The 24837-nt window shown below is 71.2% G+C and carries 22 protein-coding genes and 1 pseudogene; 9 read left to right on the plus strand and 14 right to left on the minus strand.

Annotated features, from left to right (window positions below; all coding sequences use genetic code 11):
- The first annotated feature begins 1 nt into the window (after nt 1).
- Together MW290_RS17300 and MW290_RS17305 are read left to right on the plus strand one after the other, a co-directional pair.
- Nucleotides 2-1417 carry an efflux transporter outer membrane subunit gene (locus tag MW290_RS17300; RefSeq protein WP_250198950.1) on the plus strand — a complete coding sequence of 472 codons (1416 nt, stop codon included), beginning with the start codon at nt 2-4 and terminating at the stop codon, nt 1415-1417.
- 19 nt (nt 1418-1436) lie between these two features.
- Nucleotides 1437-2255: a M90 family metallopeptidase gene (locus tag MW290_RS17305; protein ID WP_250198951.1), complete on the plus strand. Its 819-nt coding sequence runs from the start codon at nt 1437-1439 to the stop codon at nt 2253-2255.
- A 7-nt stretch (nt 2256-2262) separates the two neighbouring features.
- On the opposite strand, the pseudogene MW290_RS17310 reads toward MW290_RS17305, so the two are convergent.
- The 9 genes and pseudogenes from MW290_RS17310 to MW290_RS17350 form a co-directional block, all read right to left on the minus strand.
- A pseudogene (locus tag MW290_RS17310) lies at nt 2263-2598 on the minus strand (antibiotic biosynthesis monooxygenase family protein).
- Nucleotides 2599-2605: 7 nt separating this feature from the next.
- Nucleotides 2606-2938, minus strand: a complete 333-nt coding sequence (locus tag MW290_RS17315) for a type II toxin-antitoxin system HicB family antitoxin (protein WP_250198952.1) — start codon at nt 2936-2938, stop codon at nt 2606-2608.
- The gene (locus MW290_RS17320) at nt 2935-3189 is read right to left on the minus strand and encodes a type II toxin-antitoxin system HicA family toxin (protein WP_250198953.1); all 255 of its coding nucleotides are present in this window, start codon (nt 3187-3189) and stop codon (nt 2935-2937) included. The genes MW290_RS17315 and MW290_RS17320 overlap by 4 nt, the downstream gene beginning before the upstream one ends.
- A gap of 42 nt (nt 3190-3231) precedes the next feature.
- Nucleotides 3232-4002, minus strand: coding sequence for a ParA family protein (locus tag MW290_RS17325; protein WP_250198954.1), 771 nt, complete (start codon nt 4000-4002; stop codon nt 3232-3234).
- An 81-nt stretch (nt 4003-4083) separates the two neighbouring features.
- On the minus strand, nt 4084-5040 hold the full coding sequence (locus tag MW290_RS17330) for a rhodanese-like domain-containing protein (protein WP_250198955.1): 957 nt from the start codon (nt 5038-5040) through the stop codon (nt 4084-4086).
- A 39-nt stretch (nt 5041-5079) separates the two neighbouring features.
- A complete protein-coding gene (locus MW290_RS17335) occupies nt 5080-5349 on the minus strand; it encodes a hypothetical protein (RefSeq protein ID WP_250198956.1) in 270 nt (89 codons plus the stop codon).
- Nucleotides 5350-5363: 14 nt separating this feature from the next.
- On the minus strand, nt 5364-5699 hold the full coding sequence (locus MW290_RS17340; RefSeq protein ID WP_250198957.1) for a DUF4148 domain-containing protein: 336 nt from the start codon (nt 5697-5699) through the stop codon (nt 5364-5366).
- 198 nt (nt 5700-5897) lie between these two features.
- Nucleotides 5898-6239 (minus strand): DUF4148 domain-containing protein, encoded by a 342-nt coding sequence (locus MW290_RS17345; RefSeq protein WP_250198958.1) that lies wholly within the window; start codon nt 6237-6239, stop codon nt 5898-5900.
- Nucleotides 6240-6380: 141 nt separating this feature from the next.
- The gene (locus tag MW290_RS17350) at nt 6381-6713 is read right to left on the minus strand and encodes a DUF4148 domain-containing protein (RefSeq protein ID WP_250198959.1); all 333 of its coding nucleotides are present in this window, start codon (nt 6711-6713) and stop codon (nt 6381-6383) included.
- Nucleotides 6714-6909: 196 nt separating this feature from the next.
- On the opposite strand from MW290_RS17350, the gene MW290_RS17355 reads away from it, so the two are divergent.
- The 3 genes from MW290_RS17355 to ltrA all read left to right on the plus strand — a co-directional run bounded on the left by MW290_RS17355 (nt 6910) and on the right by ltrA (nt 9986).
- On the plus strand, nt 6910-7515 hold the full coding sequence (locus MW290_RS17355; protein ID WP_250198960.1) for a GNAT family N-acetyltransferase: 606 nt from the start codon (nt 6910-6912) through the stop codon (nt 7513-7515).
- Nucleotides 7516-7579: 64 nt separating this feature from the next.
- Entirely contained in the window at nt 7580-8161 is a 582-nt protein-coding gene (locus MW290_RS17360; protein WP_250198961.1) for an OmpA family protein, read from the plus strand.
- Nucleotides 8162-8765: 604 nt separating this feature from the next.
- Complete coding sequence (ltrA, locus tag MW290_RS17365) at nt 8766-9986, plus strand: group II intron reverse transcriptase/maturase (protein WP_375142818.1); 1221 nt, start codon at nt 8766-8768, stop codon at nt 9984-9986.
- Between the two features lie 172 nt (nt 9987-10158).
- Here ltrA and MW290_RS17370 read toward each other — a convergent pair whose 3' ends face one another.
- Nucleotides 10159-15597 carry a YDG domain-containing protein gene (locus MW290_RS17370; RefSeq protein WP_250198962.1) on the minus strand — a complete coding sequence of 1813 codons (5439 nt, stop codon included), beginning with the start codon at nt 15595-15597 and terminating at the stop codon, nt 10159-10161.
- 23 nt (nt 15598-15620) lie between these two features.
- A complete protein-coding gene (locus MW290_RS17375; RefSeq protein ID WP_250198963.1) occupies nt 15621-17273 on the minus strand; it encodes a ShlB/FhaC/HecB family hemolysin secretion/activation protein in 1653 nt (550 codons plus the stop codon).
- Between the two features lie 182 nt (nt 17274-17455).
- Between MW290_RS17375 and MW290_RS17380 the strand changes: the two genes are divergently transcribed.
- The gene (locus MW290_RS17380) at nt 17456-18442 is read left to right on the plus strand and encodes a Bug family tripartite tricarboxylate transporter substrate binding protein (protein WP_250200037.1); all 987 of its coding nucleotides are present in this window, start codon (nt 17456-17458) and stop codon (nt 18440-18442) included.
- A 22-nt stretch (nt 18443-18464) separates the two neighbouring features.
- Here the strand turns inward: MW290_RS17380 and garD are convergent, their stop codons facing one another.
- Nucleotides 18465-20012 carry a galactarate dehydratase gene (gene garD, locus MW290_RS17385; RefSeq protein ID WP_250200038.1) on the minus strand — a complete coding sequence of 516 codons (1548 nt, stop codon included), beginning with the start codon at nt 20010-20012 and terminating at the stop codon, nt 18465-18467.
- Between the two features lie 52 nt (nt 20013-20064).
- Entirely contained in the window at nt 20065-21045 is a 981-nt protein-coding gene (locus MW290_RS17390; protein ID WP_250198964.1) for a Bug family tripartite tricarboxylate transporter substrate binding protein, read from the minus strand.
- A 180-nt stretch (nt 21046-21225) separates the two neighbouring features.
- Here MW290_RS17390 and kdgD point away from each other — a divergent pair, with 180 nt between their 5' ends.
- The 3 genes from kdgD to MW290_RS17405 are packed head-to-tail and all read left to right on the plus strand — an operon-like array spanning nt 21226 to nt 24584.
- Nucleotides 21226-22137, plus strand: coding sequence for a 5-dehydro-4-deoxyglucarate dehydratase (gene kdgD, locus MW290_RS17395; protein ID WP_250198965.1), 912 nt, complete (start codon nt 21226-21228; stop codon nt 22135-22137).
- Nucleotides 22138-22150: 13 nt separating this feature from the next.
- Nucleotides 22151-23590 (plus strand): aldehyde dehydrogenase family protein, encoded by a 1440-nt coding sequence (locus MW290_RS17400; protein WP_250198966.1) that lies wholly within the window; start codon nt 22151-22153, stop codon nt 23588-23590.
- Nucleotides 23591-23639: 49 nt separating this feature from the next.
- Complete coding sequence (locus MW290_RS17405; protein WP_250198967.1) at nt 23640-24584, plus strand: 2-hydroxyacid dehydrogenase; 945 nt, start codon at nt 23640-23642, stop codon at nt 24582-24584.
- A 14-nt stretch (nt 24585-24598) separates the two neighbouring features.
- Here the strand turns inward: MW290_RS17405 and MW290_RS17410 are convergent, their stop codons facing one another.
- A complete protein-coding gene (locus tag MW290_RS17410; RefSeq protein ID WP_250198968.1) occupies nt 24599-24757 on the minus strand; it encodes a hypothetical protein in 159 nt (52 codons plus the stop codon).
- Nucleotides 24758-24837: the final 80 nt, after the last annotated feature.

The raw sequence follows: 24837 nt of genomic DNA on the forward strand, positions 1-24837 counted from the left end.
CATGAACAAGACTCTGAATCCCTGGCTGCGCCTGCTGCCGCTGGTGGCCGCGCTGGTGATCGCCGGCTGCGCCATGCCGCTGCCGCCGGTGGAAGACCGGCTGCTGCCGGCCACCCCTGCCGCTTTCAAGGAAACCGACGGCCGCTGGGCCCAGGCCCGGCCGGCCGACGCGCAGCCGCGCGGTGAATGGTGGAAGAGCTTCGGCGATGCCGAGCTCAACCGCTGGGTGGCGCAGGCCGCCGAGCAGAACACCAGCATCCAGCAGGCGGCGGCGCGGCTGCAGCAGGCGCGGGCCCTGGCCCGCCAGACCGACAGTGCGCGTTCGCCGCAGGTGGGTGTCGGCGCCGGCGTGTCGCGCCAGGCGGGCCTGACCAACAACGGCCCGGCCAACACCGTGGCCAGCGTGGGGGTGAACCTGCAGTACGAGCTGGACCTGTTCGGCCGGCTGTCACGCGCCAGCCAGGCGGCCGAGCTGGATGCGCAATCGCGTGCGGCGCTGCTGCAGAGCACGCGGCTGCTGGTGCAGGCCGAGACCGCGCAGACCTACTTGGCGCTGCGCACGCTGGACGAAGAACGCGCCCTGGTGCGCGACACCGTGGCCGCCTACCGCGACACCCTGCGCCTGACCGAAGCCCGCCAGCAGGCCGGCGACATCGCCGAGCTGGACGTCGTCCGCGTGCGGGCCGAGGTGGCCGCCACCGAGGCCGAGGCGCTGGCGCTGGACCAGCGCCGGGCGACGCTCGAGCATGCACTGGCGGTGCTGGTGGGCGAGGCGGCTTCCAGCTTCCAGCTGCCGCCGCTGGACTGGAACGCTGGGCTGCCGGTGGTGCCGCCCGGCGTGCCCAGCACCGTGCTGCAGCGCCGGCCCGACGTGGCCGCCGCGCAGCGCAGCATGCTGGCCGCGCAGGCGCGGGTGGGCGCGGCGCAGGCCGCCTGGTTCCCCAGCGTGTCGCTCACCGGCAGTGCGGGGCAGGCGTCTTCCGACCTCGGCGACCTGTTCAAGTGGTCGATGCGCAGCTGGGGCGTGGGTGCGCTGCTGTCGCTGCCGGTGTTCGACGGCGGCCGCCGCCAGGCCGGGGTCGACAGCGCCCGCGCCGAGCTGGACGCGGCCCTGGCCGGCTACCGCGAGCAGGTGCTGGTCGCCTTCCGCGACGTGGAAGACCAGCTGGCCGCGCTGCGGCTGCTGGCCGACCAGGCCGAGGCGCAGTCGCGCGCGGTGGCCTCGGCCAGCCGGGCCACGGCCTTGTCGGGCACGCGCTGGCGCAACGGCTACATCAGCCAGCTCGACCTGCTGGACGCCCAGCGCACCGAGCTGCGCAACCGCCGCCAGGCGCTGCAGGTGCGGGCCGCGCAGTACCAGGCCACCGTCGGACTGGTGCGGGCTTTGGGCGGCAGCTGGGACGCTGCGGGCGCCTGACGCGCACACTGGCCGCTGTATGGCGATGATCTTCCTGGCCCTGGCGGGCCTGCTGCTGGCGGCCTGGCTGCTGGGCCAGCCCTGGTGGCGCGAACAGCGGCGCCGGCGCTGGCGGGCGCAGCCGTTTCCGGCCGCGTGGCGCCGCATCCTGCGGCGGCGCGTGCCGCTGGTGCGGCGGCTGCCGGCCGACCTGCAGCTGCAGCTCAAGCAGCGCATCCAGGTCTTCCTGGCCGAGGTGCCGATCATCGGCTGCCAGGGGCTGGAGGTCACCGACGAGATGCGCGTGACCGTTGCCGCCCAGGCCAGCCTGCTGCTGCTCAACCGGCCGCGGGCGGCCTTCACCGAGCTGCGGCAGGTGCTGCTGTACCCCGGCGCCTTCGTGGTCGACCGCGTGCGGCCTGGGGGTGCCGGCGTCCAGCACGACGACCGGCGGGTGCTGTCGGGCGAATCGTGGTCGCAGGGCCAGGTGCTGCTGTCGTGGGCCGATGCGCTGCAGGGCGCGGCCGACCCGGACGATGGCCACAACGTGGTGATCCATGAATTCGCGCACCAGCTCGACCAGATCACCGGCACCGCCAACGGTGCGCCGCCGCTGAGCGGCCGCCGCCACTACGAGCGCTGGTCGCGGGTGCTGGGCGAGGCCTTCGGCCAGCTGCGCCAGCGCCTGGCCGAAGGCGAGCCCACCTTGTTCGACCCCTATGGCGCCACCGACCCGGCCGAATTCTTCGCGGTGGCCACCGAGGTGTTCTTCGAGCAGCCCCGGCGCCTGGCCGCCGAACACCCGGCGCTGTACCAGGAACTGCGCGGCTACTACCAGGTCGATCCGGCGAAGTGGTAGGGGGCGATCAGCGGCCCGTCCCGTCGTGACCCGCCAGCGGATGCGCGATGCGCCCGTCGCCGTAGCTGCCCAGCACCTGGGCGATGACCACCTGATAGCCCTTCAGCCACCGCGATTGCGCCTGCTTGGCTTGCAGGTGCGCCGGGTGCTGCATCAGCGCCTGCAGCGCTTCCATCGAATCCCAGTAATACACATTGGACACCAGCCCGGTTGCCGCGTTGTCCCAGGCCTCTTCGCCCAGTTACCCGGGGATGCTCCGCGCGACCTCTGCGATCACCCGGTCCAGCGCATGGAAGGCCTCGTCGTAGTCGCCGGGCAGGAAGGTGAAGGTGGAGGTGTACACGTGATGGTCAGTGCTCCAGCGCATCGCGCAGGGCTTCGGTGGCCCACTGGTTCAGGCTCTTGCCCTTGGCTTGGGCGGCCACCAGGGCGCGGCTGTGCATTTCCGGCGGCACGCGCAGCAGCAGCTTGCCCGAGGCGGGCTTCTCGGGCTCCACGCCCTGCTCGGCGCAGTCTTGCAGGTAGTCCTTCACCGCGCTGGCGAACTCGCGGCGCAATTGCGTCACCGTTTCGCCGTGAAAGCTGATGATGCTGCGCAAGCCGAGGATGCGGCCGACGAAGAGGTTGTCGCGCTCATCGAACTCGATGCGCGCCGTGTAACCGCCGTGGGTCATCGTGTTCATGGACGTACTCCTGCTTGCTCGAAAAACTCGCGGGCTTCTTCCACCTGGTAGCGCTTGGCTTCCTTACCGGGGTGTGGCCGATGGCAGCGCCACTGTTGGCCAGCCAACTCGATCCTGACGCGTGATCCTTCCCGCTCGGTCACCGTGCCGCCCAAGGCTTTGACCAGGGCCTCGATGTCGGCAAACACGATCGATGCCGACGTGGGCTTGGCGAAGAGGGCAGACAACGTCTTTCGGTGTCGGGCGTTCACCGTCCAAACGATAGCATGAAGTGCTAGCGCTGGGCGCGCTTGCTACTCCTCCAACGCCCCATGCAGTGCCACGAACTCCTGCGTCAGCTTGTGGCGCGGGTCCAGGTGCACCATGGGGCGGGCCTGCTCGTGGGATTCCTTGATCTTCACGCTGGCGCTCAGGTAGGGCTGCAGCACGGGCAGGCCTTCGTCGATCAGCTCCTGCACCGTGCGCTGAGGCAGGCTGGCGCGGGGCTGGAACTGGTTGACCACGATGCCCTCGACCTGCAGGCCCGGGTTGTGGTCGGCCTGGATCTCCTGCACCGTCTCCATCAGGCCGTACAGCGCGCGGCGGGAGAAGTCGTCGCAGTCGAACGGGATCAGGCAGCGCTCGGCCGCGATCAGCGCCGAGCGGGTGTAGAAGTTCAGCGCCGGCGGCGTGTCGATCCAGATGGCGTCGAACTCATCGGCCAGGTCGGCCAGCGCGTCGCGCAGCTTGTAGATCTTGTAGCGCGACTCCAGCTTGCCGTGCAGCTCGTCCAGGTGGGTGCTGGCCGGCATCAGGCTCAAGTGCTCCCAGGGCGTGGCCACGATGAAGTCTGTGGTGGCCGGCGGCCGCACGCTGAACTTCAGCGTCTGCTCAAAGAACTCGGCCGCACCATCGCCCAGGCCATCGGCCGCGGCGGCGCCCATCAGGTAGTGGGTGGTGTTGCCCTGCGAATCCAGGTCCACCACCAGCGTGCGCAGGCCCTGTTGCGCGCCGATGGCGGCCAGGTTGCAGGTGATCGTGGACTTGCCCACGCCCCCCTTCTGGTTGAACACGACTCGGCGCATGCGGCTTCCCCTGGTGCTGGTGGCTGGGGGCCGATTGTGCAATGCAGCAGTGGCGGTGCCCACGGGCTGGCCGCAGGCGGATCAGACCACCGCCACGGGGTGGCCGGCTGCGGCCCAGGCCTCCAGCCCGCCGGCCAGCGGCCGCACTCGGGTGAAGCCCTTGCCCGCCAGCCGCTGGGCGGCCACCGCGGCCGAGGCTTCGTTGGGGCAGTTGCAGTACAGCACGATGTCGCGGTCGCGCGGCAGCCGCGCGGCATGGGCCGCGATGTCGGGCAGCGCCACCCGCTGCGCTCCGGGAATCACCCGCGGGTCCAGCTGGTTGGCGGTGCCCGAGCGCACGTCGATCAGCAGCGGCGCTGCCTCACCTGCTCCGGCGGCGCCCAGCAGGGCATGCAGCTCGTCGACGCTGATGCGCACCATGGCCAGCGACTTCAGGAAGGCGCGGCGGCGCCACCAGCGCCAGCCGGCGAAGCCGGCCGCGCCGCCCAGCACCACCACGGCGGCCACCAGGCCGGCGTCGGCCAGGTACACCAGCACCGCGTCCACCTGCTGGCTGAACACCGCGCCCAGCCCGAGGAACAGCGCCGACCAGATGGCACCGGCCACCACGTCGAAAGCGACAAACCGCGGCACCGACATGCCCAGTGCACCCGCCATCGGCGCGGCCACCACCGAGACGCCTGGCACGAACTTGGCGGCCAGCAGTGCGCTGCCGCCCCAGCGGGCCATCAGCGACTCGCTCTGCCGCACGCAGGAGTCGGGCGACAGCGACAGCCGGCACAGCAGGCCCATCACCCGGTGGCCGTAGCGTCGGCCGGCTGCGAACCAGACCGCATCGCCGGCCAGGTTGGCCAGCACCGCCACGCCCAGGGCCAGCAGCCAGGCGGCCCCCGAGGGCAGGGAGGGCGCCATCGACACCCCGCCGGCCATCACCAGCAGCGGCGCGGCCGGTACCGGGGCACCTGCGCGGGCGGCCAGCGTGACGAGGAACACCACCCACAGACCGTGCTCGACCAACAGCGACATCAATGCATGCATGCCCGGATTCTTGCCGCTGTCAGCCGAGCCTTGTCGGCGTCAGGCGAAGTGGTCGCCGCCGGTGCAGGCGCACAGCGTGTCGGGCGCGGCGCTGCCGGGGGTGGCCGGGCTGCGCTGGTCAACGGATTGCGGGCGCGCCGCAGGGGCGGCGGGCGCACGCTGCGTCCGGGCCGACGGTGCGGTGGCGGCCGGGGCGCTGATGCGGGCAGGCTGCAGCGGCAGCTCGGTGCGCGGCGGGGCTTCGGCCGCCCAGGCCACGCTGACGGCAAAGCCCAGGGTGGCGACGGCGAAGATGAGAGCGGTCTTCATGATGGTGGGCGGCGTCAGCCGCGGGAGTAGATCGAGGCGTTGCCCTGGCTGAGGCTGCCGTGCTTCATCGCCTCGATGGTTTCGGCACGCACTTCCTCGCGGGTGCGGGTGGAGGCGGTGGCGCGCTGCTGCAGGTAGCCGTAGCCGTCGGCATCGGTGCGCAGCTCGCCCTTGGCACGGGCCTGCGCCAGTTCAGCCTGCACCTGGGCGCGGGTCTTGGTGGATTCGACCTTCTGCACGGCCAGGTCGTAGCCATACAGGTCGCCGGGGTGCGACTGCGCGAAGCTGGCGGTGCTCAGCAGTGCGAAAGAGGCGGCAACGGCGGCGGCGGCGAAGTGCTTGGCGTTCATGGTGTTCTCCGTTTGGTTGATGGAGTCAACTTTAGGCCCGCGGTCGCGACAGATAAATGGCGCGGTGTCGAATGGGCTGTTGCAGGAAGAGGAACAGTGCGGGGCACAACACGCCGTGCACCAAACGCAAAACGCCGCACGGGCCAGCCGTGCGGCGTCAGGTTGAGCACTGTTCGCCGGGGCCGCAGCCCCGCAGGGTCAGCCGCGCGAGTACTCGCCGTTGTTGCCCTGGCTCAGGTTGCCGTTCTTCATGGCTTCCAGGGTCTCGGCGCGCACTTCGTCGCGGGTCTTGGCCGATTGCGTCGGGGCCACGCGGTCGACGATGCCGTAGCCGTCGGCGGTGGTGCGCAGTTCGCCGTTGGCGCGGGCCTGCAGCAGCTCGGCCTGCACCTGGGCGCGGGTCTTGGTGCTCTTGGCTTGCAGTTCCGGCACGTTGTAGCCGCCGGTGTCGCCGTAAACCTGGGCGTTGGCAGCGGCCGAGCCCAGCAGGGCGATCAGCGAAGCGGCGACGGTGGAAGCGATGCGGGTCTTGGTGTTCATGTTCTATCTCCGAGAGGTCGACGGGACATGCCGTCGATGGAAAGGACTTTAGGCAAGGCGGCTGTTCAGAAAAAGCGGAGCCCGGTCAATGGGTCATTGCGTAAATCGAAACAGTCGCCGGCTTGCCTAGACAAGTGCGGCTCAGCCGCGGGTGTAGTTGCCGAAGGCCGAGGCTTCGCCCGACTTCAAGGCCTTGGCGGCTTCGGCCTGCACTTCGGCGCGGGTCTTGGTGGAGGCCGTCGTGTTGCGGGCGGCGAAGTCATAGCCCTCGGCGTGGACGGCCAGTTCGCCGTTGGCGCGGGCCTGTTGCAGCTCGGCCTGCACCTGGGCGCGGGTCTTGGTGCTCTTGGCTTGCAGCTCCGGCACGTTGTAGCCGCCGGTGTCGCCGTAGACCTGGGCGTTGGCGGTGCCTGCTGCCAGCAGGGCGATCATGGAGGCGGCCAGGGCGGAGGCGATGCGGGTCTTGGTGTTCATGATGACGATTCCTTCAAGTGAATGTGTTGTCGAGTCGGTTTCGTCGGCGGGGGCACTGCGCTGTCGTCGTGGCCCTGTCGATGGGATGAACTTTAGAGATCGAGGCCCTTGGGAAACAGCCTCGAAACGCCAATGCGCCATTGCGCTTTTCATCAACAAAGGGCCGTTTTCCCGGGGCTTGAATGACAATCCGGTCATGCAAGTGCCCACCACGCCCGGCTTCGATGGCCCATCCGTGCGTTTGTCCACAGCTCATGTGGAACTCGTCGCTTCGACCTTCGTGCAGGCCGCGGCGGTGGCCGACTACTACCGCCGCAACGTGGCCCACTTCAGCCGTTGGGACCCGCCTTCGCCGCCCGGTTTCGACAGCGCCGAGGTGCAGGCCGAACGGCTGATGCAGAGCACGCTGGCCTTCGGCATGGGAACCGCCTTCCGCTACTGGCTGATCGAGCCGCACGCGCCTTCGCGGGTGGTGGGCAGCATCCACTTCTCCAACGTGGCCCGCGGGCCCTTCCAGAGTGCGTCGGTGGGCTACTCGGTGGACCAGGGCCTGGAAGGCCGGGGCGTGATGGCCGCCGCGCTGGCGTGCGCCATCGCCGAGATGTTCTCGCGCCGCGGCCGGCTGCATCGCATCGAGGCGGCGATCCGGCCCGAGAACGACCGCAGCCTGGCGCTGATCCAGCGGGTGGGCTTCACCCGCGTGGGCCTGGCGCCGCGTTACCTGATGATCGACGGCGACTGGCGCGACCACGTGCTGTGGCAGCGCTTGAACGACGATTGGGTGGGCTCGGCGGCACCCTAAACTGGGGTTTCTGGCTTGCGGCCGCCCCCGCCGGGGCGCGGGCCCCGGCCGTAGGGGATGCCACATGACTTCATACACGCTGGGCCGGTGGCTGTGCGCCGCGGCCCTGGCCGGCACCGCCGCGCTGGCGGGCGCACAGCCCGCGGCCGGCGCCTCGGCCCCCGAACCCATGCTGCGCGGTGGCGACGTCACCGAATCGGCCCTGGTGGACGCGCTGGCCATCGAGCCGCCGGAACCGCCGGCCGATGCCAAGACACGCGGCTTCCGCCCCGCGGTGCGCCCGCCCAGCAACAAGCCGGCAGCGCCGGGCAAGGCTTCGCTGCTGATCACCTTTCCCACCGATTCGGCCGAGCTGACGGCCGAGGCCAGGGCCACGCTGGACACGGTGGCCAAGGCGCTGCAGTCGGACAAGCTGGCCGGCTTCGGCTTCCGCGTGGAAGGCCATGCCGACCCGCGCGGCCAGGCCGACCGCAACATGAAGCTGTCGCAGCTGCGCGCGCAGGCGGTGGTGGACTACCTGGTGAACGTGCGTGGCGTGCTGCCCGAGCGGCTGGCGCCGCAGGGCAAGGGCTCCACCGAGCTGGTGGACCCCGCCCGCCCCGAGGCGCCGGAAAACCGCCGCGTGACCATCGTCACCAATCGGTGAATGGAGCACCCGGTCCCATGGGTACATGGGACCACCCTGTGTGCCCAGCATGGGCACGATCTTCGAGGTGAAAGTCCTCGCGCGAGCGGACCACCGTGAGCGAAGTGAAGTGCAACTGCGTGAGGGTGACCGAGCGTGGGGAGGAAGCATGTAGCGATGGCCGCGAGCCGATGAACAAGAACCGCATAGGAGGCGCCGTGGAGCGAGGCGAGCCGGCAGGGAACGGCGAAGCCTTGGTGGTCAAGGCGAAGCGGCGTAGATGCGGCGGTTGTGCGGTCGAAGGATCGTGTTCTTACCTGGGGAGATCTCGCCTCGTGCCTGAAAGGGCGACGGCCTATGCCGGAGCGAGAAGTCAGCAGATGCCGTAGTAGCGGCGCGGTGAGCGCGGTGAAGGGCTGAACGAGACGGAGGGCTGCAAGGCGTGGCGCTTGGAAGTGCAAGGCATCAGACGTGTGCGAGGCCGACAGGCCGGGCACGGCGGCGCGGGGCGAGTGGCGGTGAAGCCGCGGCGAGCGCGCGCAGCGATGAAGCACGGCCGGCGCGCTGCGATCTGACGGGCCCGGGGGCCGACGACCTGCTGGGGCAGGCGCTGGCCAGAGCGAACATGGCCGCGGCGTGGAAACGCATCAAGGCCAACAAGGGAGGCGCTGGCGTCGATGGACGCACGGTGCAGGACACGGCGGTGTGGCTGCAGGGCGCGTGGCCCGCCATCCGGCAGAGCGTGCTCGACGGCAGTTACCGCCCCAGCGCGGTACGGCGGGTGAGCATCCCGAAGCCGGGCGGTGGTGAGCGCGAACTGGGCATACCGACCGTGGTCGACAGGTTGATCCAGCAGGCGCTGCTGCAGGTACTGCAGCCGCTGATCGACCCCTGCTTCAGCGAGCACAGCCACGGCTTCAGGCCGGGGCGCAGCGCGCATGGGGCGGTGGTCGAGGCCAAGCGGTACGTGCAGGAAGGCTACGACGTCGTGGTGGATGTGGACCTGGAGAAGTTCTTCGACCGGGTCGATCACGACATCGTGATGCACAGGCTGAGTCTGCACGTTGCGGACAAGCGGGTGCTGCGGCTCATCCGGCGGTATCTGCAGGCACCGACGATGGTAGCGGGGGTGGTCAGCCCGCGGACGCAGGGCACGCCGCAAGGCGGGCCACTGAGCCCGTTGCTGGCCAACGTGCTGCTGGACGAAGTGGATCGAGAGCTGGAACGCAGGGGCCATCGGTTCGTGCGTTATGCCGACGACTGCAATGTCTACGTCAAGAGCCGAAAGGCTGGCGAGCGGGTACTGCAAGGGCTGCGCAAGCACTACGCGCGGCTGGCACTGAAGGTCAACGAGGCCAAGACGGCCGTGGGCGAAGTCTGGGGACGCAAGTTCCTGGGCTACTGCCTGTGGCAAGACCCGACCGAGCGAGGCCGGCGGGTGGATGACGGTGTGCGCATCGGGGTGGCCCGGCCGGTACTGGCGCAGCTGCGTCAGCATCTGCGCGGACTCACGCGGCGGCACAGCGGCTGCAGCCTGGAGCATGTGGCGCAGGGCTTGAGGGAATATCTGCAGGGCTGGAAGGCGTACTTCCGGCTGGCGCAGACCCCGCGGGTGTTTGCGGCCATGGACCAATGGCTGCGGCACCGGTTGCGTGCCATCCAGTTCAAGCAGTGGAAGAACGTCGCTACCGTGTACCGCGAAATGCGGCGGCTGGGCGCGACTCACCCACAGGCTGCGGCTGCGGCGGCACACACCGGTCGCTGGTGGCGAGGCAGCCACCACTGTTTGAACAACGTCCTGACCATCGCCTACTTCGACCGGCTGGGCGTGCCGCGCTTGGCATGACCTGATCCTCCCAAGCCGCCCACCTCAACGTCCCGAACCGCCCGGTGCGGACCCGCATGCCGGGTGGTGTGGGAGGGGTCGGCCCCACTGGGGCCGCCCCTATCCCGATCCGGGAGGGTGGCGCGGCCGCCTTCGGAGCGGCCGGGCGGCGGCCGCGGGGCGCGTTGCTGAGTCAGCGGGTGAGCTCGCGCTTCTCGAACAGGTAGTCCGCCCCCGCCGCGTAGCCGCTGTTCGAGAAGGCGCCGTACTGCGGGCGCTGGGGCAGTTCGCGTGCCACCGCGAAGCGCACGCGCTCGAACACGTTGCCGCCGGGTTGCCAGGTCGGCACCTGCTGCAGCGTGCGCATCAGGTTCCAGGCGAAGGTGCTGTGGCCTTCCTTGCCGGCGTCGAACACCGGCTCATTGCCGCCCGAGGACATCACCACCGCCGTGCGGCGCGACAGCACCTGCGTGGGGTCCAGCGCCGCGGTGGTGGCCCGGATGCGGGCATCGGACACCAGCGTGCCCGAGTAGCAGCTGTCCGAGATCAAGGCCACCTGCGTGGCGCCCAGCCGTTCCACCGCGCGGCCGATGTCGGCATTGCTGATCCAGGTCTCGGGCCGGTTGGCATCGGCATCGGCGGGCTGCCAGTAGCCCTCGCCGGTGGTGGGCACCACCGCGCCGTGGCCGGCGTAGTACAGCACCACCGAATCGTTGGGCCCCACCTCGGTGGCCAGCCGGTTCAGCGTGCGCATCACCGTGTCTTTGCTGCCGTTCTCGATCACCAGCGTCTCGTAGCCCAGCGACGACTGCAGCATCGCGGCCACGGCGCGTGCGTCGCGGGCGGCGTTGTCCAGCTGCGGGATGCGGCTGTCGCTGTAGCGGTCGGTGCCGATCAGCACCGCCAGCTTGCGCTGGATCTGCGGCAGGGCGGCGCTGCGCACCGCGGCGCGCACCGGGAACAGCGGTGGGGCCGCCTCGGGCCGTTGGACCTGCGCCGGGGCCGGGGGCGGGCTCACGCCGGGCGCTGCGGCGGGGGCGGGCGCCGGCGAAGGCGCGTTGTCGGCCTCCACACCCCCGGCCTGCTGCAGCCGGGCCTGGCGGGCGGCGCGGATCTCGTCGCGCTGCTTCACGGTGATCATGCACAGGCCCGTCTCGGCCTGCGCGGGGGTCGCACAGGCCGGCACGTCGGCAGCCTGCGGCCGGGCCGCCAGCTCGGCCAGCGCCTGCGCGAAGATCTGCTGCTTGAGGCGATCACGTGAAGCCAGCAGCGCCGCCAGGGCGTCCTGCGACATCGCGCCCACCTGCACCGTGCCGAAGCGCGGGCTGCTGCCGGTGGCAGCGGTCTGCGGCGCCAGCGCCTGGGTGGCGTCCAGCGTGCGGTTGGCCAGCGGCGTGGGCAGCGTGGGTTCGGGCAGCAGCGTGGCCAGCGCCACGGCCAGCTCCACCGGGGTCGATTGCTGCAGCGGAGCCGTTGCCTCCGCAATAGGCGCGGGCGGCGGGGCCGGTGGTGGCACCGTCACCGGCAGCAGCGTCAGCGCCGTGGCATTGGCGGCGGCCTGCTGGAAGCGGTAGTTCAGCGCGGCCAGGCCGCCGCCTTCGATGGCGTAGCTGCCGGCGGGCGAGGCGTTTGTGGCCGGGCTGCTGAAGCGCAGCGTGCCGGTGGTGGCATTGGCCAGGTTCTCGCCTTCGATGAAGCCGCCGACCTGGCCGGTGAAGCCGGGCAGGGTGCTGCCCGCGGGCAGGCTCACCGGCGTGGCGGTGTAGGTGAGGGTGCGCAGGTCGATGTCGGCCGTGGTGGCCAGCGTGCCGGGCACCTGGTAGTTGGCCAGCCGGCCGCCGCTGCCGTCGGCGGCACTCACCGCCACCTGCACCGTCTTGCCGCTGCCGGCGTTGGCATCGCTGAAGCGCCCGCTGACGCCCAGCGTGAGCTGCTCGCCGCTCACCAGGCCGCTGATCGTCGACAGCCGCACCGTGGCCGCATCGCTGCCGTCGTAGGTCTTGCCGTCGGCCACCGCAGCCAGCGTCAGCGGCCGGGGCGTGATGCTGGCCGTGGCACTGGCGCTGGTGGTGGCCAGCACATAGTCGCTGGCCAGCCCGCTGCCACCCGTGCCTGCTGCACCGTCCGCCAGGCCGATGGCCACTGCCACCGCCTTGCCGGTGCCGGCATTGGCGTCGCTGAAGCGGCCGTCCAGCCGCAGCTGCAGGTTCTCGCCGGGCACCAGGCCCACCAGGCCGCTGCTGCTCACGCTGGCGTCGGTCAGGCCGTCGTACACCTTGTCGGCCACCTGCAGGCCAGCCACGCTCAGGCTGCGCGGCGTGATCTCGCCGGTGACGGCGCCCAGGCGGTAGCCGTACACCGGCTTGCCGCTGGCGTCGGTGGCGGTGATCAGCGAGGGGTTGACCGTCACCGCCTTGTTGCTGCCCACGTGCGCATCGGCATAGGTGCCGGCGCCGCTGCCCACGGTCACGGTATCGCCGGCCAGGTTGCCGGTGCCGGCCTGCACCTCGGCGGCCGACAGCAGCACCGTGGTGTTGCCGTCGTACACCTTGCTCACGGCGCCGCTGAGGGCCAGCGTGGGCGCCACCGAGAACAGCAGGCCGTTGCCGCTGCCCAGCACCGTGGGCGCGCGGCCGTACACCGCGTCGTACTGGCGGAAGTCGTGCACCAGGGAGCCGGCGTCGAAGTCGCCGTTGTCGGGCTCGGTGGCGTACACCAGCCAGCGGCCGTTGGGCGTGTTGAAGGCGGGGCTGGCTGCGGTGTGCTGGAAGCGGGTGACGTTGGCGCCGCCGCTGCCGGCCACCACCAGCGCATCGCCGCTGGCATCGGCGCTGAGGGTGCTGCTGCCCGCGATGGACACCTCGGGCGCCAGCAACCGCACCGTGCCGCCGCTGGCCACGAAAGGGGCGCCGCTGAGGCCGATGCTGCCGGCCGTGGACTGCAGCGTGACGGCGGTGTTGCTGCCGCTGAAGTTGACGGCGCTGCCGCCGGTGAGCAGCAGGTCATCCTGCGCCTGCATCAGCAGGCTGCTGGCACCGCCGTTGATGGAGGCGGAAAAGCCGCCCGACTCGTCCACCATGTCGATGCCGCCGGCCGAGACGATGGTGGCAGGCCCCCCCGTGGGCGTGACGACGTTGCCGCCGCTGATGCCCAGACGCTGGCCGGCGCCATTGGCCGTCAGCGTGAGCGATGAGGCGCCGGCCGCATCGATGATGTCGCCGCCGTAGTCGGACGCCGCCACCAGCAAGGCATAGCCACCATCGGCCGAGTCCAGCGTGCCCTCGACCGACAGGCTGGCGCCGTTGGTGGCGCGCAGCTGGCCGCCGCTGGCACCGATGCCGTTGCGCGCCAGGCTCACGCCGAAGCCCAGCACCGCGCGTCCGCCGGCCGAAGCGCTGCCCGACAGCGTGGCCGTGCCCTGCACCGCCAGCGAGGCGCTGCTGTCGGCCGCGGGCGGTTGCACGATCAGCTGCGCCTCGTTCACCAGCACGCCGGCCACCAGGCTGGGGTTGGAGGGGTTGCTGCCACCGGGGTCGGTGGCAGCCAGCGCGGTGCCTTCCACCCGCAGCGAGTGGGTGGCGATGAGCGTGCCGCTGGACAGGTGCACGCCGGTGCGCAGCAGCCCGCCATTGCTCCAGCCCTGCACCACGATGTCGCGGGCCTGCACGCTGCTGTTGTCCTCAACCAGCACGCCGGCGTTGAAGCTGCCTTCTTCCACCGTGGCGCCGCGCAGCGTGATGCTGCCGTTGCCCGCCTGCAGCAGGCTGTTGCTGCGCAGGTGGATGCCGCTCGGGAAATCGGGGTCGGCGCCCACCGCGGCGCTGAAGCCGGCGCTGCCCTGCGGCCCGCTGGCGATGCCGCCACCGCCCAGCACGATGTTGCCGCCGTTGCTGTCCAGCGTGGTGTTGGACACGAAGATGGAGCCGGTACCGCCGTCCTTGGCCGCGTTGAGCGTGATGCCCAGGGCCACGCCGCTGGCGCTGACGCTGCTGTCGCGCAGCTGGATGTGGTTGTGCGCGTTCAGCGTCAGCGTGACCGGCGTGGACAGCACCGGGCTGATGGTCACGTTCTGCATCAGGATGTCGCCGGCCTGGCTGTCGTTGCCGCCGGTGCCCGTGGTGATGCTGACGTTGTTGCCGGCCTGCAGAGCGCTCTCGATGGTGGTGGCGCTGATCTGCGCGCCGTCGTCGGTGCTGCTGAAGTCGGGGCCGCTGCCGATGTTGGTGTCGCCGCTGCCGGGCACGATGGTGATGTCGTTCGGGTCCAGCAGCCAGGTGCCGGCGCGCCCGCGCGGCGCCTGCACGCGCACGCTGGCCGGCCGCGCGTCCAGCCAGCCGCCCGAGGTTTCCACCAGCCCGCCGTGGCCACCCAGTGGCCCGCCCAGCGCGCTGAAGCGGCCATAGGCCCGCGTCGCCTGGTCGGACCACACCACCACCTGGCCGCCATCGCCCAGGCCGGTGGCATCGGCCGCCAGCGTGGCCTGCGGCGCGATGTACGCCGCCTGGGCGTTGCGCAGCGCCGGATCGGCCCCCTGCGCACCCCCACCCACCAGCAGCTGGCCGCCGCCGGTGCGGCCCGAGGCGTCCAGCACCCCGCCGTCCAGCACGCCCACCTGCCGGCCCAGCAGCTGCAGCGTGCCGCCCGTGCCCTGCGGGCTTGTCACGGCGGCGCTGCCGGCCACCAGCGCCGTGCCCTGCGGCCCGGCGTCCAGCGTGATGCGGCCGCCGGGGCCACCGCCCGCACCGCCCTGGGCCGTGGTCTGGCTGCCGGCGGCCAGGTTGACCTGCTGCGTGGCCTGCAGCACCAGCTCGCCACCCGGGCCTACGGCCAGCGCATCGGCGCGCATCACGCCCTGCTGGTTGACGATGGCGGCCTGCACGTCGATGCGGCCCGAAGGCGCGATCACCCGGCCCAGGTTCAGCGCCTCGCCCGCCGGCGCAGTGACGCGCAGCGCCAGGTTGGGTGCCTGGGTGTCCACCAGCTCGATCTGCTGGCCCGCGGCCAGCAGCACCTGGCCGCCGGGCGCTTCGATCAGGCCTTCATTGGCCACGCCGGCCGCCGACGCCAGCAGCGCCACCCGCCCGCCGGAGGCGGTGCGCAGCTCACCCTGGTTGACGATGCGGCCCTCACCGGCCAGTGCCTCGGCCGCCGGGCCCAGCCGGTAGCGGCCGGCCAGGAAATCGGCATCGGCCAGGTTGAGCGTGGAGACCACCAGCCCGGCCACGTCCACCCGCGCACCGGCGCCGAACAGCACGCCGTGCGGGTTGAGCAGCCACACCTTGCCGTTGCTGGACAGGCTGCCCAGGATGGACGAGGGGTCGGTGCCGGTGACGCGGTTGAGCACCTGGCTGGCGCTGCTGGCCTGGTTGAAGTGCACCGACTGCTGCGCGCCGATGGAGAACGACCGCCAGTTGAGGATGGCGTTGTGGCTGTTGGTGATGGTCATGCGCCCGCCGGCGGTGTCCACCGCGGCCTGGCCCTGCATCACCTGCAGGCCGCTGGGCAGGGCTTGCGCCTGGGCCTGAGCCTGGGCCTGAGGGGCCGCGGGCCCGGCCAGGCACAGCGCCAGCGCAGCGGCCAGTGGATGGGGTTGCGGCCGACGGGCCGGCTTGCGCGGGGATGTGCTTCGCATCGTCGTCACCTCGTCGGGCATGCTCAAAAGCTCGTGCTCACGGCCACGTGGGCACGCAGGTCGTGGCGGTCGGTCTGCGGCGCGGCTTTCAAGGCCTGGGCCAGCACCAGCTGCGCCTGCCAGCGGCCCAGGCTGCCGCGCAGCCCCAGGCCCAGGGCACGCAGGCTGCAGTCGTCGCGGTCGGTGGCGCAGGGCAGGCCGCCGCGGTTGGCCACCCAGCCGGCATCGAAGAAGCCCAGCGCCCGCAGCGTGGCGCCGCCGCCGCTGCGCAGCAGCTCGGGGCCTGCCAGTTCCAGCGTGGCCTGCAGGCCGCGGTCGCCGGCCACTTCACGCTCGCGGTAGCCGCGCACCGAAGCCGCGCCGCCAATGCCGAACTGCTCACCGGGCACCAGCGCGTCGTCGGTGAACTGGCCGGCGGCCCGCAGCTGCAGGTCCCAGCCTTCCAGCGGCTGGCCGCCGACGAAGAAGGTGCCGCGCAGCGCCGTGAAGCGGGGCTCGGCGCCGGCACGCACCGCCTCGAACTGGCTGCTGCGGCCATGGCCGCCGCCCAGCTGCAGGTTGTGGTGCAGGCCCACGGCCAGGCCGAAGGCCACGGCACCGGCCCGCTGCAGCGAATACTCCAGCGACAGCGGCTGCACCGACACGCTTTCACCCGCCGGCCCGCAGGCGCCCGGCGGCAGGCCGGCGATCTCGCAGCTGTTGAGGTAGGCGCGGTAGTCCAGGGCCAGCGCCAGCCGTTGGTCGGCCTCGCCCCAGCGCGGCAGCAGCATCGTGCCGCGCACGCCGGCCAGGCGGCCGCGGCCCGCAAAGCTCAGGGCGCCGGCCACGGTGCTGGTGGTGCCGCCGTCCACGTCGGACCAGGCGGCATAGGCGTCCACGAAGCTGCGCTGCGCATACAGCGGCAGCCGGTAGCTGCCGCTCAGCACCTTCACGGCGCTGGGCTTGTCGGGCGCGGTCTGGGCATTGAGCGTGAGCACGTCGTCGCGGTCGCTCAGGTTGGCGTGCTGCCAACCCAGGCTGGCGCGCAGCCGACCGGTGCGCTGGTTGCCGCGGTTGTCCAGCGTGGCGGTCCAGCGTCGCACCGGCTGCTCGGCCACCTCCACCCGGGCATCGGTTTCGCCGGGGTTGGCGCCGGGCTGTAACAGCAGCTGCAACTGCTTGGCCGGGTTTTCGTTGGCCATGGTGATCTGCGCGTCCAGCAGGTTCAGCCGCGGCGTCTGGCCCTCGGTCAGCGCCGGCAGGCTGGCGCGCACGTTGCCTTCGCTGAACTGGCGCTGGCCGGTGACACCCACCCGGGCCAGCCGGCCCTCCACCACGGTGATGGTGATCACCCCATCGGCCGCCGACTGCGGCGCCACGAAGGCCACCACGCCGCCATAGCCGGCCTGGGCGTACAAGGCCTGCAGCGCGGCGGCCGCGCGTTGCAGCTCCTCGGCACTGCGCTCGCCCGTGTAGGGCGCCAGCGCGGCGTCCACCTGGGCGGCCGGCAGCAGGCTGTTGCCCTGCACGCGGAAGCCGGCCACGCGCAGCCGTGGCGTGTCGGCGGGCGCGCTGTCGGCGGGCGGGTTGGGCGCCACCAGCGGCGTGGCCTGTGGCCAGGCCGGTGGGGTGGCCGCCAGGCAGCCGATCAGGGGGATGCACCGCCAGCGCAGGCGGCGGTCCGGGGAAGCATTCATGCCGTCCTTTCGTCCCCGTGCCGGGCGGGGCGGACGAGGATACGCCGGCCCCGTGGCGGCGGGCATCCCGATAAGTGCGCGGGCGGCGTGTCAGGTGGAGCCGCTACCCTTGGCCCATGAGCCTGCATCGCCCCCGCACCGAACCCCTGCCCGCTACCGTGCTTGGTACCACGCTCGACATCATGCCCGGCCTGCCGCGTCGCCAGCTGCTGAAGCTGGCCGCCGGCGCCGGGGCCGCCGCCTGCCTGCCGGCCGCCGTGCGCGCCCAGGCCACCTGGCCCAGCCATGCGGTGCGGCTGGTGGTGCCCTTCGCGCCTGGCGGCAGCTCCGAGATCGTGGCCCGCGCCACCGCGGCCGAGCTGACCAAGAGCCTGGGCCAGTCGGTGTTCGTCGACAACAAGCCCGGCGGCGCCGGCAACGTGGCCATGGCCGAAGTGGCCCGCGCCGACGACCAGCACACGCTGGTGCTGGGCCACATCGGCACGCTGGCGGTCAACCCGTACATCTTTGCCAAGCTGCCCTACGACCCGGTGCGCGACTTCCGCCCGATCTCGCTGCTGGCCAAGGTGCCCAGCCTGTACGTGGTGCACCCCGACCTGCCGGTCAAGAACCTGCAGGACTTCATCGCGCTGGCACGCAGCAAGCCCGGGCGGCTGAACTACGGCTCGGCCGGCAACGGCAGCGCGGGGCACCTGGCCTTCGAGTACCTGAAGGCGGCCACCGGCACCTTCGTGCTGCACGTGCCCTACCGCGGCACCGGCCCTCAGCTCACCGACCTGATCGCCGGCCGGCTGGACGCGGCGGCGGTGGGCGCGCCGGCCATCCTGCAGTTCATCAAGGCGGGCAAGCTGCGCTGCATTGCCACCGGCACCACGCAGCGCATCGCGCAGCTGCCCGATGTGCCCACCGTGGCCGAGCAGGGCTTCCCCGGCTTTGAGATGACGCAGTGGTACGGCCTGATGGCGCCGGCCAACCTGCAGGCACCCTATGCCGACAAGCTGGCCGCGGCCGCCGCCCGCGCGGTGAAGGAACCGGCCGCGCTGGAGCGGCTGTCGAACGATTCGGCGATTGCCGTGGGCAGCAGCCCGCAGGAGTTCGCCCGCTTCATCGCCGAGGAACAGCGGCGCTGGCAGCCGGTGATCGCGCGGGCCCGCATCAAGCCGGACTGAGGCACCGGGCCGGGCTACCGGCTCAGGTCACGGGTGCCGGGTTGAACAGCACCAGCGCGTTGTGCAGCTTCCAGTGCTCGGCCCAGGTCTTGCGGCCGCTGGCCACGTCCAGCATCAGGTGGAACAGCTCCCAGCCCACCTCCTCGATGGTCTTGTCGCCGGTGGCGATGCGGCCGGCGTCCACGTCCATCAGGTCGTGCCAGCGCCGCGCCAGGTCGCTGCGGGTGGCCACCTTGATCACCGGCACCTGGGCCAGCCCGTAGGGCGTGCCGCGGCCGGTGGTGAACACATGCAGGTTCATGCCGGCGGCCATCTGCAGCGTGCCGCAGATGAAGTCGCTGGCCGGCGTGGCGGCGTACAGCAGGCCGCGGGTGGTGGCCTTCTCGCCCGGTGACACCACGCCCGAGATCGGCGCGCTGCCGCTCTTGACGATGGAGCCCATCGCCTTCTCGACGATGTTGGACAGGCCGCCCTTCTTGTTGCCCGGCGTGGTGTTGGCGCTGCGGTCCACGCGGCCGCGGGCGAGGTAGGCGTCGTACCAGGCCATCTCGCGCACCATGGCCTCGGCCACCTCGGGCGTCGTGGCGCGGGCGGTGAGCTGGGCGATGCCGTCGCGCACCTCGGTCACTTCCGAGAACATCACCGTGGCGCCGGCGCGCACCAGCAGGTCGGTGCAGTAGCCCACCGCCGGGTTGGCGGTGACGCCCGAAAAGGCATCGCTGCCGCCGCATTGCACGCCCACCACCAGCTCGCTGGCGGGCACGGTCTCGCGGCGGCGGCGGTTCAGGCGTTCCAGGTGCAGCTCGGCCTGGCGCATCACCGCGTCGATCATCGACATGAAGCCGACGTGCGCCTCGTCCTGCAGGCAGGTGACGTCCAGCCGCGGCTCAGCCGTGGTGCCCACGTCGGCCACGTTGCGCTCGTCCACCAGCGCGATGCTGCCGGGTGGCAGCAGCCGCTCGGGCTGCAGCTTCTCGCAGCCCAGGCTCACCACCATCACCTCACCACCGAAGTTGGGGTTGAGGCTGATGTTGCGCAGCGTGCGGATGGGGATGACGGCATCGGGCGCGTCGATGGCCACGCCGCAGCCGTAGCTGTGTTCCAGCGCCACCACGTCGTCCACGTTCGGGTAGCGCGGCAGCAGCTCGGCCTTGATGCGCTGCACCGCGAAGTCGGTAACGCCGGCCACGCACTGCACCGTCTGCGTGATGGCCAGGATGTTGCGCGTGCCCACCGAGCCGTCCGGGTTGCGGTAGCCCTGGAAGGTGAAGCCTTCCAGCGGCGGCTGCGGCTCGGGCTGGACGGTGGCCATCGGCAGGTCGTCCAGCGAGCGGGCGTCGGGCATGCGCAGCAGGCGTTCATGCACCCAGCGGCCGGCCTCGATGGGCTGGGCGGCATAGCCGATGGCCACGTCGTAGCGGCGCACCGCATCGCCTTCGGCCAGGTCCACCAGCGCCACCTTGTGGCCTTGCGGCACCTGGTCGCGCAGCACCAGCCCCGAGGGCAGCACCGTGCCCGGCGGCAGGCCGCCATCGTTGGCCACAATGGCGACGTTGTCGCGCGGGTGCATCGAGATGAGCAGCGGCGCGCGCGCCGCGGAGGGGGTGTCGGGCTTCACTTGTCTAGTCAACCTTGACGTTGCCGTCCTTCACGATCTTGGCCCACTTGGCCTGCTCGCCGCGCTGGAAGGCGGCGAACTGCTCGGCCGTGTTGGGCGAGTATTCCAGGCCCAGGCCGTCCATGCGGGCCTTGGTGTCGGGTTGGGCGATGATCCTGGCCAGCTCGGCATTGAGCTTGTTGACGATGGCCGGCGGCGTGCCGGCCGGTGCGTACAGCGCCTGCCAGCTGGCCACGTCGAAGCCGGCGATGCCCGCCTCCTGCATCGTGGGCACGTCGGGCAGCACCGCGCTGCGCCTGGCGCTGGTCACGGCCAGCGCCTTCACCTTGCCGGCCTTGATCTGCGGCAGCGCCACCAGCGCGGTCTCGAAGCTCATCGGCACCTGGCCGCCCATCACGTCCTGGATGGCGGGGGCGCTGCCCTTGTAGGGCACGTGGGTGATGTCGACGCCGGCCAGCAGCTTGAAGGTCTCGCCCGACAGGTGCTGCGAGGTGCCCTGGCCGGCCGAGGCGAACTGCAGCGTGCCCGGCTTGCTCTTGGCCGCGGCCACCACGTCCTTGACCGTCTTGAAGGGCTGCTCGGGGCCCACCAGCAGCACGTTGCTGATGCTGCCCAGCAGCATCACCGGCGCGAAGTCCTTGGCGGCGTTGTACGGGATCTTGGGCAGCAGCGCCGGGTTGATGGCGTGGGTGGCGATGGTGCCCAGCAGCAGGGTGTAGCCGTCGGCCGGCGACTTGGCCACGCTGTCCGCGCCGATCACGCCGCCGGCGCCGGCCTTGTTGTCGATGATGACCGTCTGCTTCAGCGCCGTCTGCAGCTGTGCGCCCAGCGCGCGGGCCAGCACGTCGGAGGTGCCGCCGGCCGCGAAGGGCACGACGATGCGGATCGGCTTGGCCGGCCAGTCGTCCTGCGCGCTGGCAGGCAGGGCGAGCAGGGCGCCGAAGGCCGCCATGCAGGCAGCGCCGAGGAACGAAGAAACAGCCATTTTGTCTCCGGTACTGGTAGGTTGTCGTACAACATCTTCGTGCTCGAAGGGTTCATCGTCAAGCGGGATCGCCCTGTTTTCCTTGTACGCAGTAATACCGATGTCGCCAGGTCTTGAGTTCCAAGCGGCTTACGTTGTACGATGACCGACAACAAACACCGCTTTTCAACCGGAGAACCCATGAGCCCCCAGGAACTCAAGCAAGCCATGTCGTCGGGTCTGCTGTCCTTTCCGCTGACCGACTTCACTGCCGACCTGAAGTTCGACCCGCGCGGCTATGCCCAGCGGCTGGAATGGCTGATGCCCTATGGCGCGACCGTGCTGTTCGCGGCCGGCGGCACGGGTGAGTTCTTTTCGCTGGAGCCGGTGGAGTTCAGCCAGGTGATCAAGGTGGCCAGCGAAACCTGCCGCGGCCAGGTGCCCATCGTCGCCGGTGCCGGCGGCGGCACCACGCTGGCGGTGCGTTACGCGCAGGAAGCCGAGCGCGCCGGTGCCCAGGGCATCCTGCTGCTGCCGCACTACCTGACCGAAGCCACGCAGGAAGGCCTGTTCCAGCATGCCAAGGCGGTGTGCGACAGCGTGAAGATCGGCGTCATCGTCTACAACCGCGGCGCTTCGCGCTATGCCCCCGAGACGCTGCAACGCCTGGTGGACGCCTGCCCGAACATGATCGGCTACAAGGACGGCGTGGGCGACATCGAGAAGATGGTGGGCGTGCGCCGTGCACTGGGCGACCGTGTGGCCTACCTGGGCGGCCTGCCCACCGCCGAGGTGTATGCCGCAGCCTATGCCGCGCTGGGCGTGCCGGTGTATTCGTCGGCCGTCTTCAACTTCATCCCGCGCACGGCGATGGACTTCTACAACGCGCTGGCCGCCGGCGACACCGCCACCACCGATCGCCTGATCGACCAGTTCTTCCTGCCTTACCTGGCCATCCGCAACCGCGGCGAAGGCTATGCGGTGAGCATCGTCAAGGCCGGTGCCACCATCGTCGGTCATGGTGCCGGCCCGGTGCGCCCGCCGCTGTCGGACCTCAAGGCCGCCGAGTTCGAGGAACTCAAGGCCCTCATCGCCACCCTCGGCCCGCAGTGAGCAGGACCCGGCCATGCACAAGAACCTGATCGGCGGCGAATGGGTGGCGGGTGCCCGCACCAGCCGCAACATCAATCCGTCGGACACGCGTGACCTGATCGGTGAATACGCCCAGGCCGATGCCGCCCAGGCCCGCCAGGCCATCGCCGCCGCCCATGCGGCCGCGCCGGCCTGGGGCCTGTCCACGCCACAGCAGCGCTTCGACGTGCTGGACGCCGCAGGCAGCGAGATCCTGGCCCGCAAGGCCGAGCTGGGCGATCTGCTGGCCCGCGAAGAAGGCAAGACCCTGCCCGAGGCGATCGGCGAAGTGGCCCGTGCCGGCGCCATCTTCAAGTTCTTCGCCGGTGAGGCGCTGCGCCCCGGCGGCGAGTTGATGCCCTCGGTGCGCCCCGGCGTGGGCGTGGAGATCACGCGTGAACCGGTGGGCGTGGTGGGCCTGATCACGCCCTGGAACTTCCCCATCGCCATCCCGGCCTGGAAGATCGCGCCGGCGCTGGCCCATGGCAATGCGGTGGTGTTCAAGCCGGCCGACCTGGTGCCGGGCTCGGCCTGGGCGCTGGCCGACATCCTGTCGCGCAGCGGCCTGCCGGCCGGCGTGTTCAACCTGGTGATGGGCCGCGGCTCCGAGGTGGGCGCGGTGCTGCTGGAAGACCCGCGCGTCACCGCCATCAGCTTCACGGGGTCCGTGGCCACCGGCCAGCGCGTGGCGCAAGCCTGCGTGGCCCGCATGGCCAAGTTCCAGCTCGAGATGGGCGGCAAGAACCCCTTCGTGGTGCTGGACGATGCCGACCTGGACGTGGCGGTGAATGCGGCCGTCAACAGCGGCTTCTTCTCGACCGGCCAGCGCTGCACGGCGTCCAGCCGCATCATCGTCACCGAAGGCATCCACGACCGTTTCGTGGCGGCGGTGGCCGCGCGCATCCAGACCCTGAAGGTGGACGATGCCCGCAAGCCGGGCACCGACATCGGCCCGGTGGTGGACGAGAAGCAGCTGGCGCAGGACCTGAAGTACATCGGCATCGGCCAGCAGGAAGGTGCGCGGCTGGTGGCCGGCGGCCAGGCCATCGCCACCAATGCCGACGGCGCGCCGGGCTTCTACCTGCAGCCCGCGCTGTTTGCCGAAACCACGCCCGGCATGCGCATCAACACCGAAGAGATCTTCGGCCCGGTGGTGAGCGTGCTGCGCGCCAAGAACTACGAAGAAGCGCTGGCCCTGGCCAACGACACGCCCTTCGGCCTGGCCTCGGGCATTGCCACCACCAGCCTCAAGCACGCCACCCACTTCAAGCGGCATGCGCAGGCCGGCATGGTGATGGTGAACCTGCCCACCGCGGGCGTGGACTACCACGTGCCATTCGGCGGCCGCAAGGGCAGCAGCTACGGCCCGCGCGAGCAGGGCCGTTACGCGGCCGAGTTCTTCACCACCGTGAAGACCGCGTACACGCAGGCGTGATGCGCCAGGCGGGCCGCGACGGCGGCATGATGCGGGCCAAGGAGTACCCATGAGCCACCCACACCGCATCCTGCAGATGGGCCCGTTGATGCCGGGCCTGGAAGCCCGCCTGGCGGCCGAGTTCGACCTGCAGCGGCTGGACACCCAGCCCGACGCCGAAGCCTGGCTGGCCGAGCACGGCGCCGGCATCGTAGGCATGGCCACCTCGGCGGTGCATGGCTGCAGCGCCGCGCAGATCGCGGCCCTGCCCGACCTGAAGGTGGTCTCCAGCTTCGGCGTGGGGCTGGACCGCATCGACCTGCCGGCGGCGGCGCGGCGCGGCATCGCCGTGGGCTACACGCCCGACGTGCTGAACGACTGCGTGGCCGACCTGGCGATGGCGCTGCTGCTGGACGTGGCGCGCGGTGTCAGCGCCGCCGACCGCTTCGTGCGCCGGGGCGAGTGGCTGGAACGCCGCTTCCGGCTGGGCCGCCGCGTCAGCGGTGCGCGGCTGGGCATTGTGGGCCTGGGCCGCATCGGCCGCACCATCGCGCAGCGCGCCACCGGCTTCGACATGCCCACCCGCTACCACAGCCGCCGGCCCGTGGCCGGCGTGCCCTGGCCTCATGAGCCGCAGCTGCTGGAGCTGGCGCGCTGGGCCGACTATCTGGTGGTCATCACTGCCGGCGGCGCCGGCACCCGCCACCTCGTCAATGCCGAGGTGCTGGACGCGCTGGGGCCGGAAGGCTTCCTGGTCAACGTGTCACGCGGCAGCGTGATCGACGAGGCGGCGCTGGTGAAAGCGCTGCAGGAAGGCCGCATCGCCGGTGCCGGGCTGGACGTGTTCGACCGCGAACCGCATGTGCCCGGCGAGCTGATGCAGCTGGACAACGTGGTGCTACTGCCCCACATGGCCAGCGGCACCGTGGAAACGCGGCATGCGATGGCCGACCTGACCTTCGACAACCTGCAGGCCTTCTTCCGCGAAGGCCGGGTGCGCGCCTCCGCGCTGTAAGCCGGGTCGGCTTACTACACCACCGCGGCCACGCCGGCGCCCACGCCCAGCAGCCCGGCCACGGAACCCAGCAGCGCCACGTCGCGGCGTTCATTGCCGATGCGCCAAGCCTGCCAGGCGGCAAAGCCCAGGGCGGCGGTGAGGGACAGCAGGACGAGGACGGACGATTCCATGGTGGTGTGTGTGCAGTGACGCCAGCATGGAGTGGGGCCTGATGCCGAAAGTTCCGGCGGCCGCGGGGCCAGGCGCCAGA

It is taken from the genome of Aquincola tertiaricarbonis, from assembly GCF_023573145.1.
Taxonomy (GTDB): Bacteria; Pseudomonadota; Gammaproteobacteria; order Burkholderiales; family Burkholderiaceae_C; genus Aquincola; species Aquincola tertiaricarbonis_B.

Excerpts from the sequence above, each read along its gene's own strand:
- MW290_RS17300 (WP_250198950.1), top strand. The coding sequence starts at position 2 with ATGAACAAGACTCTGAATCCCTGGCTGCGCCTGCTGCCGCTGGTGGCC.
- MW290_RS17305 (WP_250198951.1), top strand. The coding sequence starts at position 1,437 with ATGGCGATGATCTTCCTGGCCCTGGCGGGCCTGCTGCTGGCGGCCTGG.
- MW290_RS17315 (WP_250198952.1), bottom strand. The coding sequence starts at position 2,938 with ATGAACACGATGACCCACGGCGGTTACACGGCGCGCATCGAGTTCGAT.
- MW290_RS17325 (WP_250198954.1), bottom strand. The coding sequence starts at position 4,002 with ATGCGCCGAGTCGTGTTCAACCAGAAGGGGGGCGTGGGCAAGTCCACG.
- MW290_RS17330 (WP_250198955.1), bottom strand. The coding sequence starts at position 5,040 with ATGCATGCATTGATGTCGCTGTTGGTCGAGCACGGTCTGTGGGTGGTG.
- MW290_RS17335 (WP_250198956.1), bottom strand. The coding sequence starts at position 5,349 with ATGAAGACCGCTCTCATCTTCGCCGTCGCCACCCTGGGCTTTGCCGTC.
- MW290_RS17340 (WP_250198957.1), bottom strand. The coding sequence starts at position 5,699 with ATGAACGCCAAGCACTTCGCCGCCGCCGCCGTTGCCGCCTCTTTCGCA.
- MW290_RS17345 (WP_250198958.1), bottom strand. The coding sequence starts at position 6,239 with ATGAACACCAAGACCCGCATCGCTTCCACCGTCGCCGCTTCGCTGATC.
- MW290_RS17350 (WP_250198959.1), bottom strand. The coding sequence starts at position 6,713 with ATGAACACCAAGACCCGCATCGCCTCCGCCCTGGCCGCCTCCATGATC.
- MW290_RS17355 (WP_250198960.1), top strand. The coding sequence starts at position 6,910 with ATGCAAGTGCCCACCACGCCCGGCTTCGATGGCCCATCCGTGCGTTTG.
- MW290_RS17360 (WP_250198961.1), top strand. The coding sequence starts at position 7,580 with ATGACTTCATACACGCTGGGCCGGTGGCTGTGCGCCGCGGCCCTGGCC.
- ltrA (WP_375142818.1), top strand. The coding sequence starts at position 8,766 with ATGGCCGCGGCGTGGAAACGCATCAAGGCCAACAAGGGAGGCGCTGGC.
- MW290_RS17370 (WP_250198962.1), bottom strand. The coding sequence starts at position 15,597 with ATGCGAAGCACATCCCCGCGCAAGCCGGCCCGTCGGCCGCAACCCCAT.
- MW290_RS17375 (WP_250198963.1), bottom strand. The coding sequence starts at position 17,273 with ATGAATGCTTCCCCGGACCGCCGCCTGCGCTGGCGGTGCATCCCCCTG.
- MW290_RS17380 (WP_250200037.1), top strand. The coding sequence starts at position 17,456 with ATGCCCGGCCTGCCGCGTCGCCAGCTGCTGAAGCTGGCCGCCGGCGCC.
- garD (WP_250200038.1), bottom strand. The coding sequence starts at position 20,012 with ATGCACCCGCGCGACAACGTCGCCATTGTGGCCAACGATGGCGGCCTG.
- MW290_RS17390 (WP_250198964.1), bottom strand. The coding sequence starts at position 21,045 with ATGGCTGTTTCTTCGTTCCTCGGCGCTGCCTGCATGGCGGCCTTCGGC.
- kdgD (WP_250198965.1), top strand. The coding sequence starts at position 21,226 with ATGAGCCCCCAGGAACTCAAGCAAGCCATGTCGTCGGGTCTGCTGTCC.
- MW290_RS17400 (WP_250198966.1), top strand. The coding sequence starts at position 22,151 with ATGCACAAGAACCTGATCGGCGGCGAATGGGTGGCGGGTGCCCGCACC.
- MW290_RS17405 (WP_250198967.1), top strand. The coding sequence starts at position 23,640 with ATGAGCCACCCACACCGCATCCTGCAGATGGGCCCGTTGATGCCGGGC.
- MW290_RS17410 (WP_250198968.1), bottom strand. The coding sequence starts at position 24,757 with ATGGAATCGTCCGTCCTCGTCCTGCTGTCCCTCACCGCCGCCCTGGGC.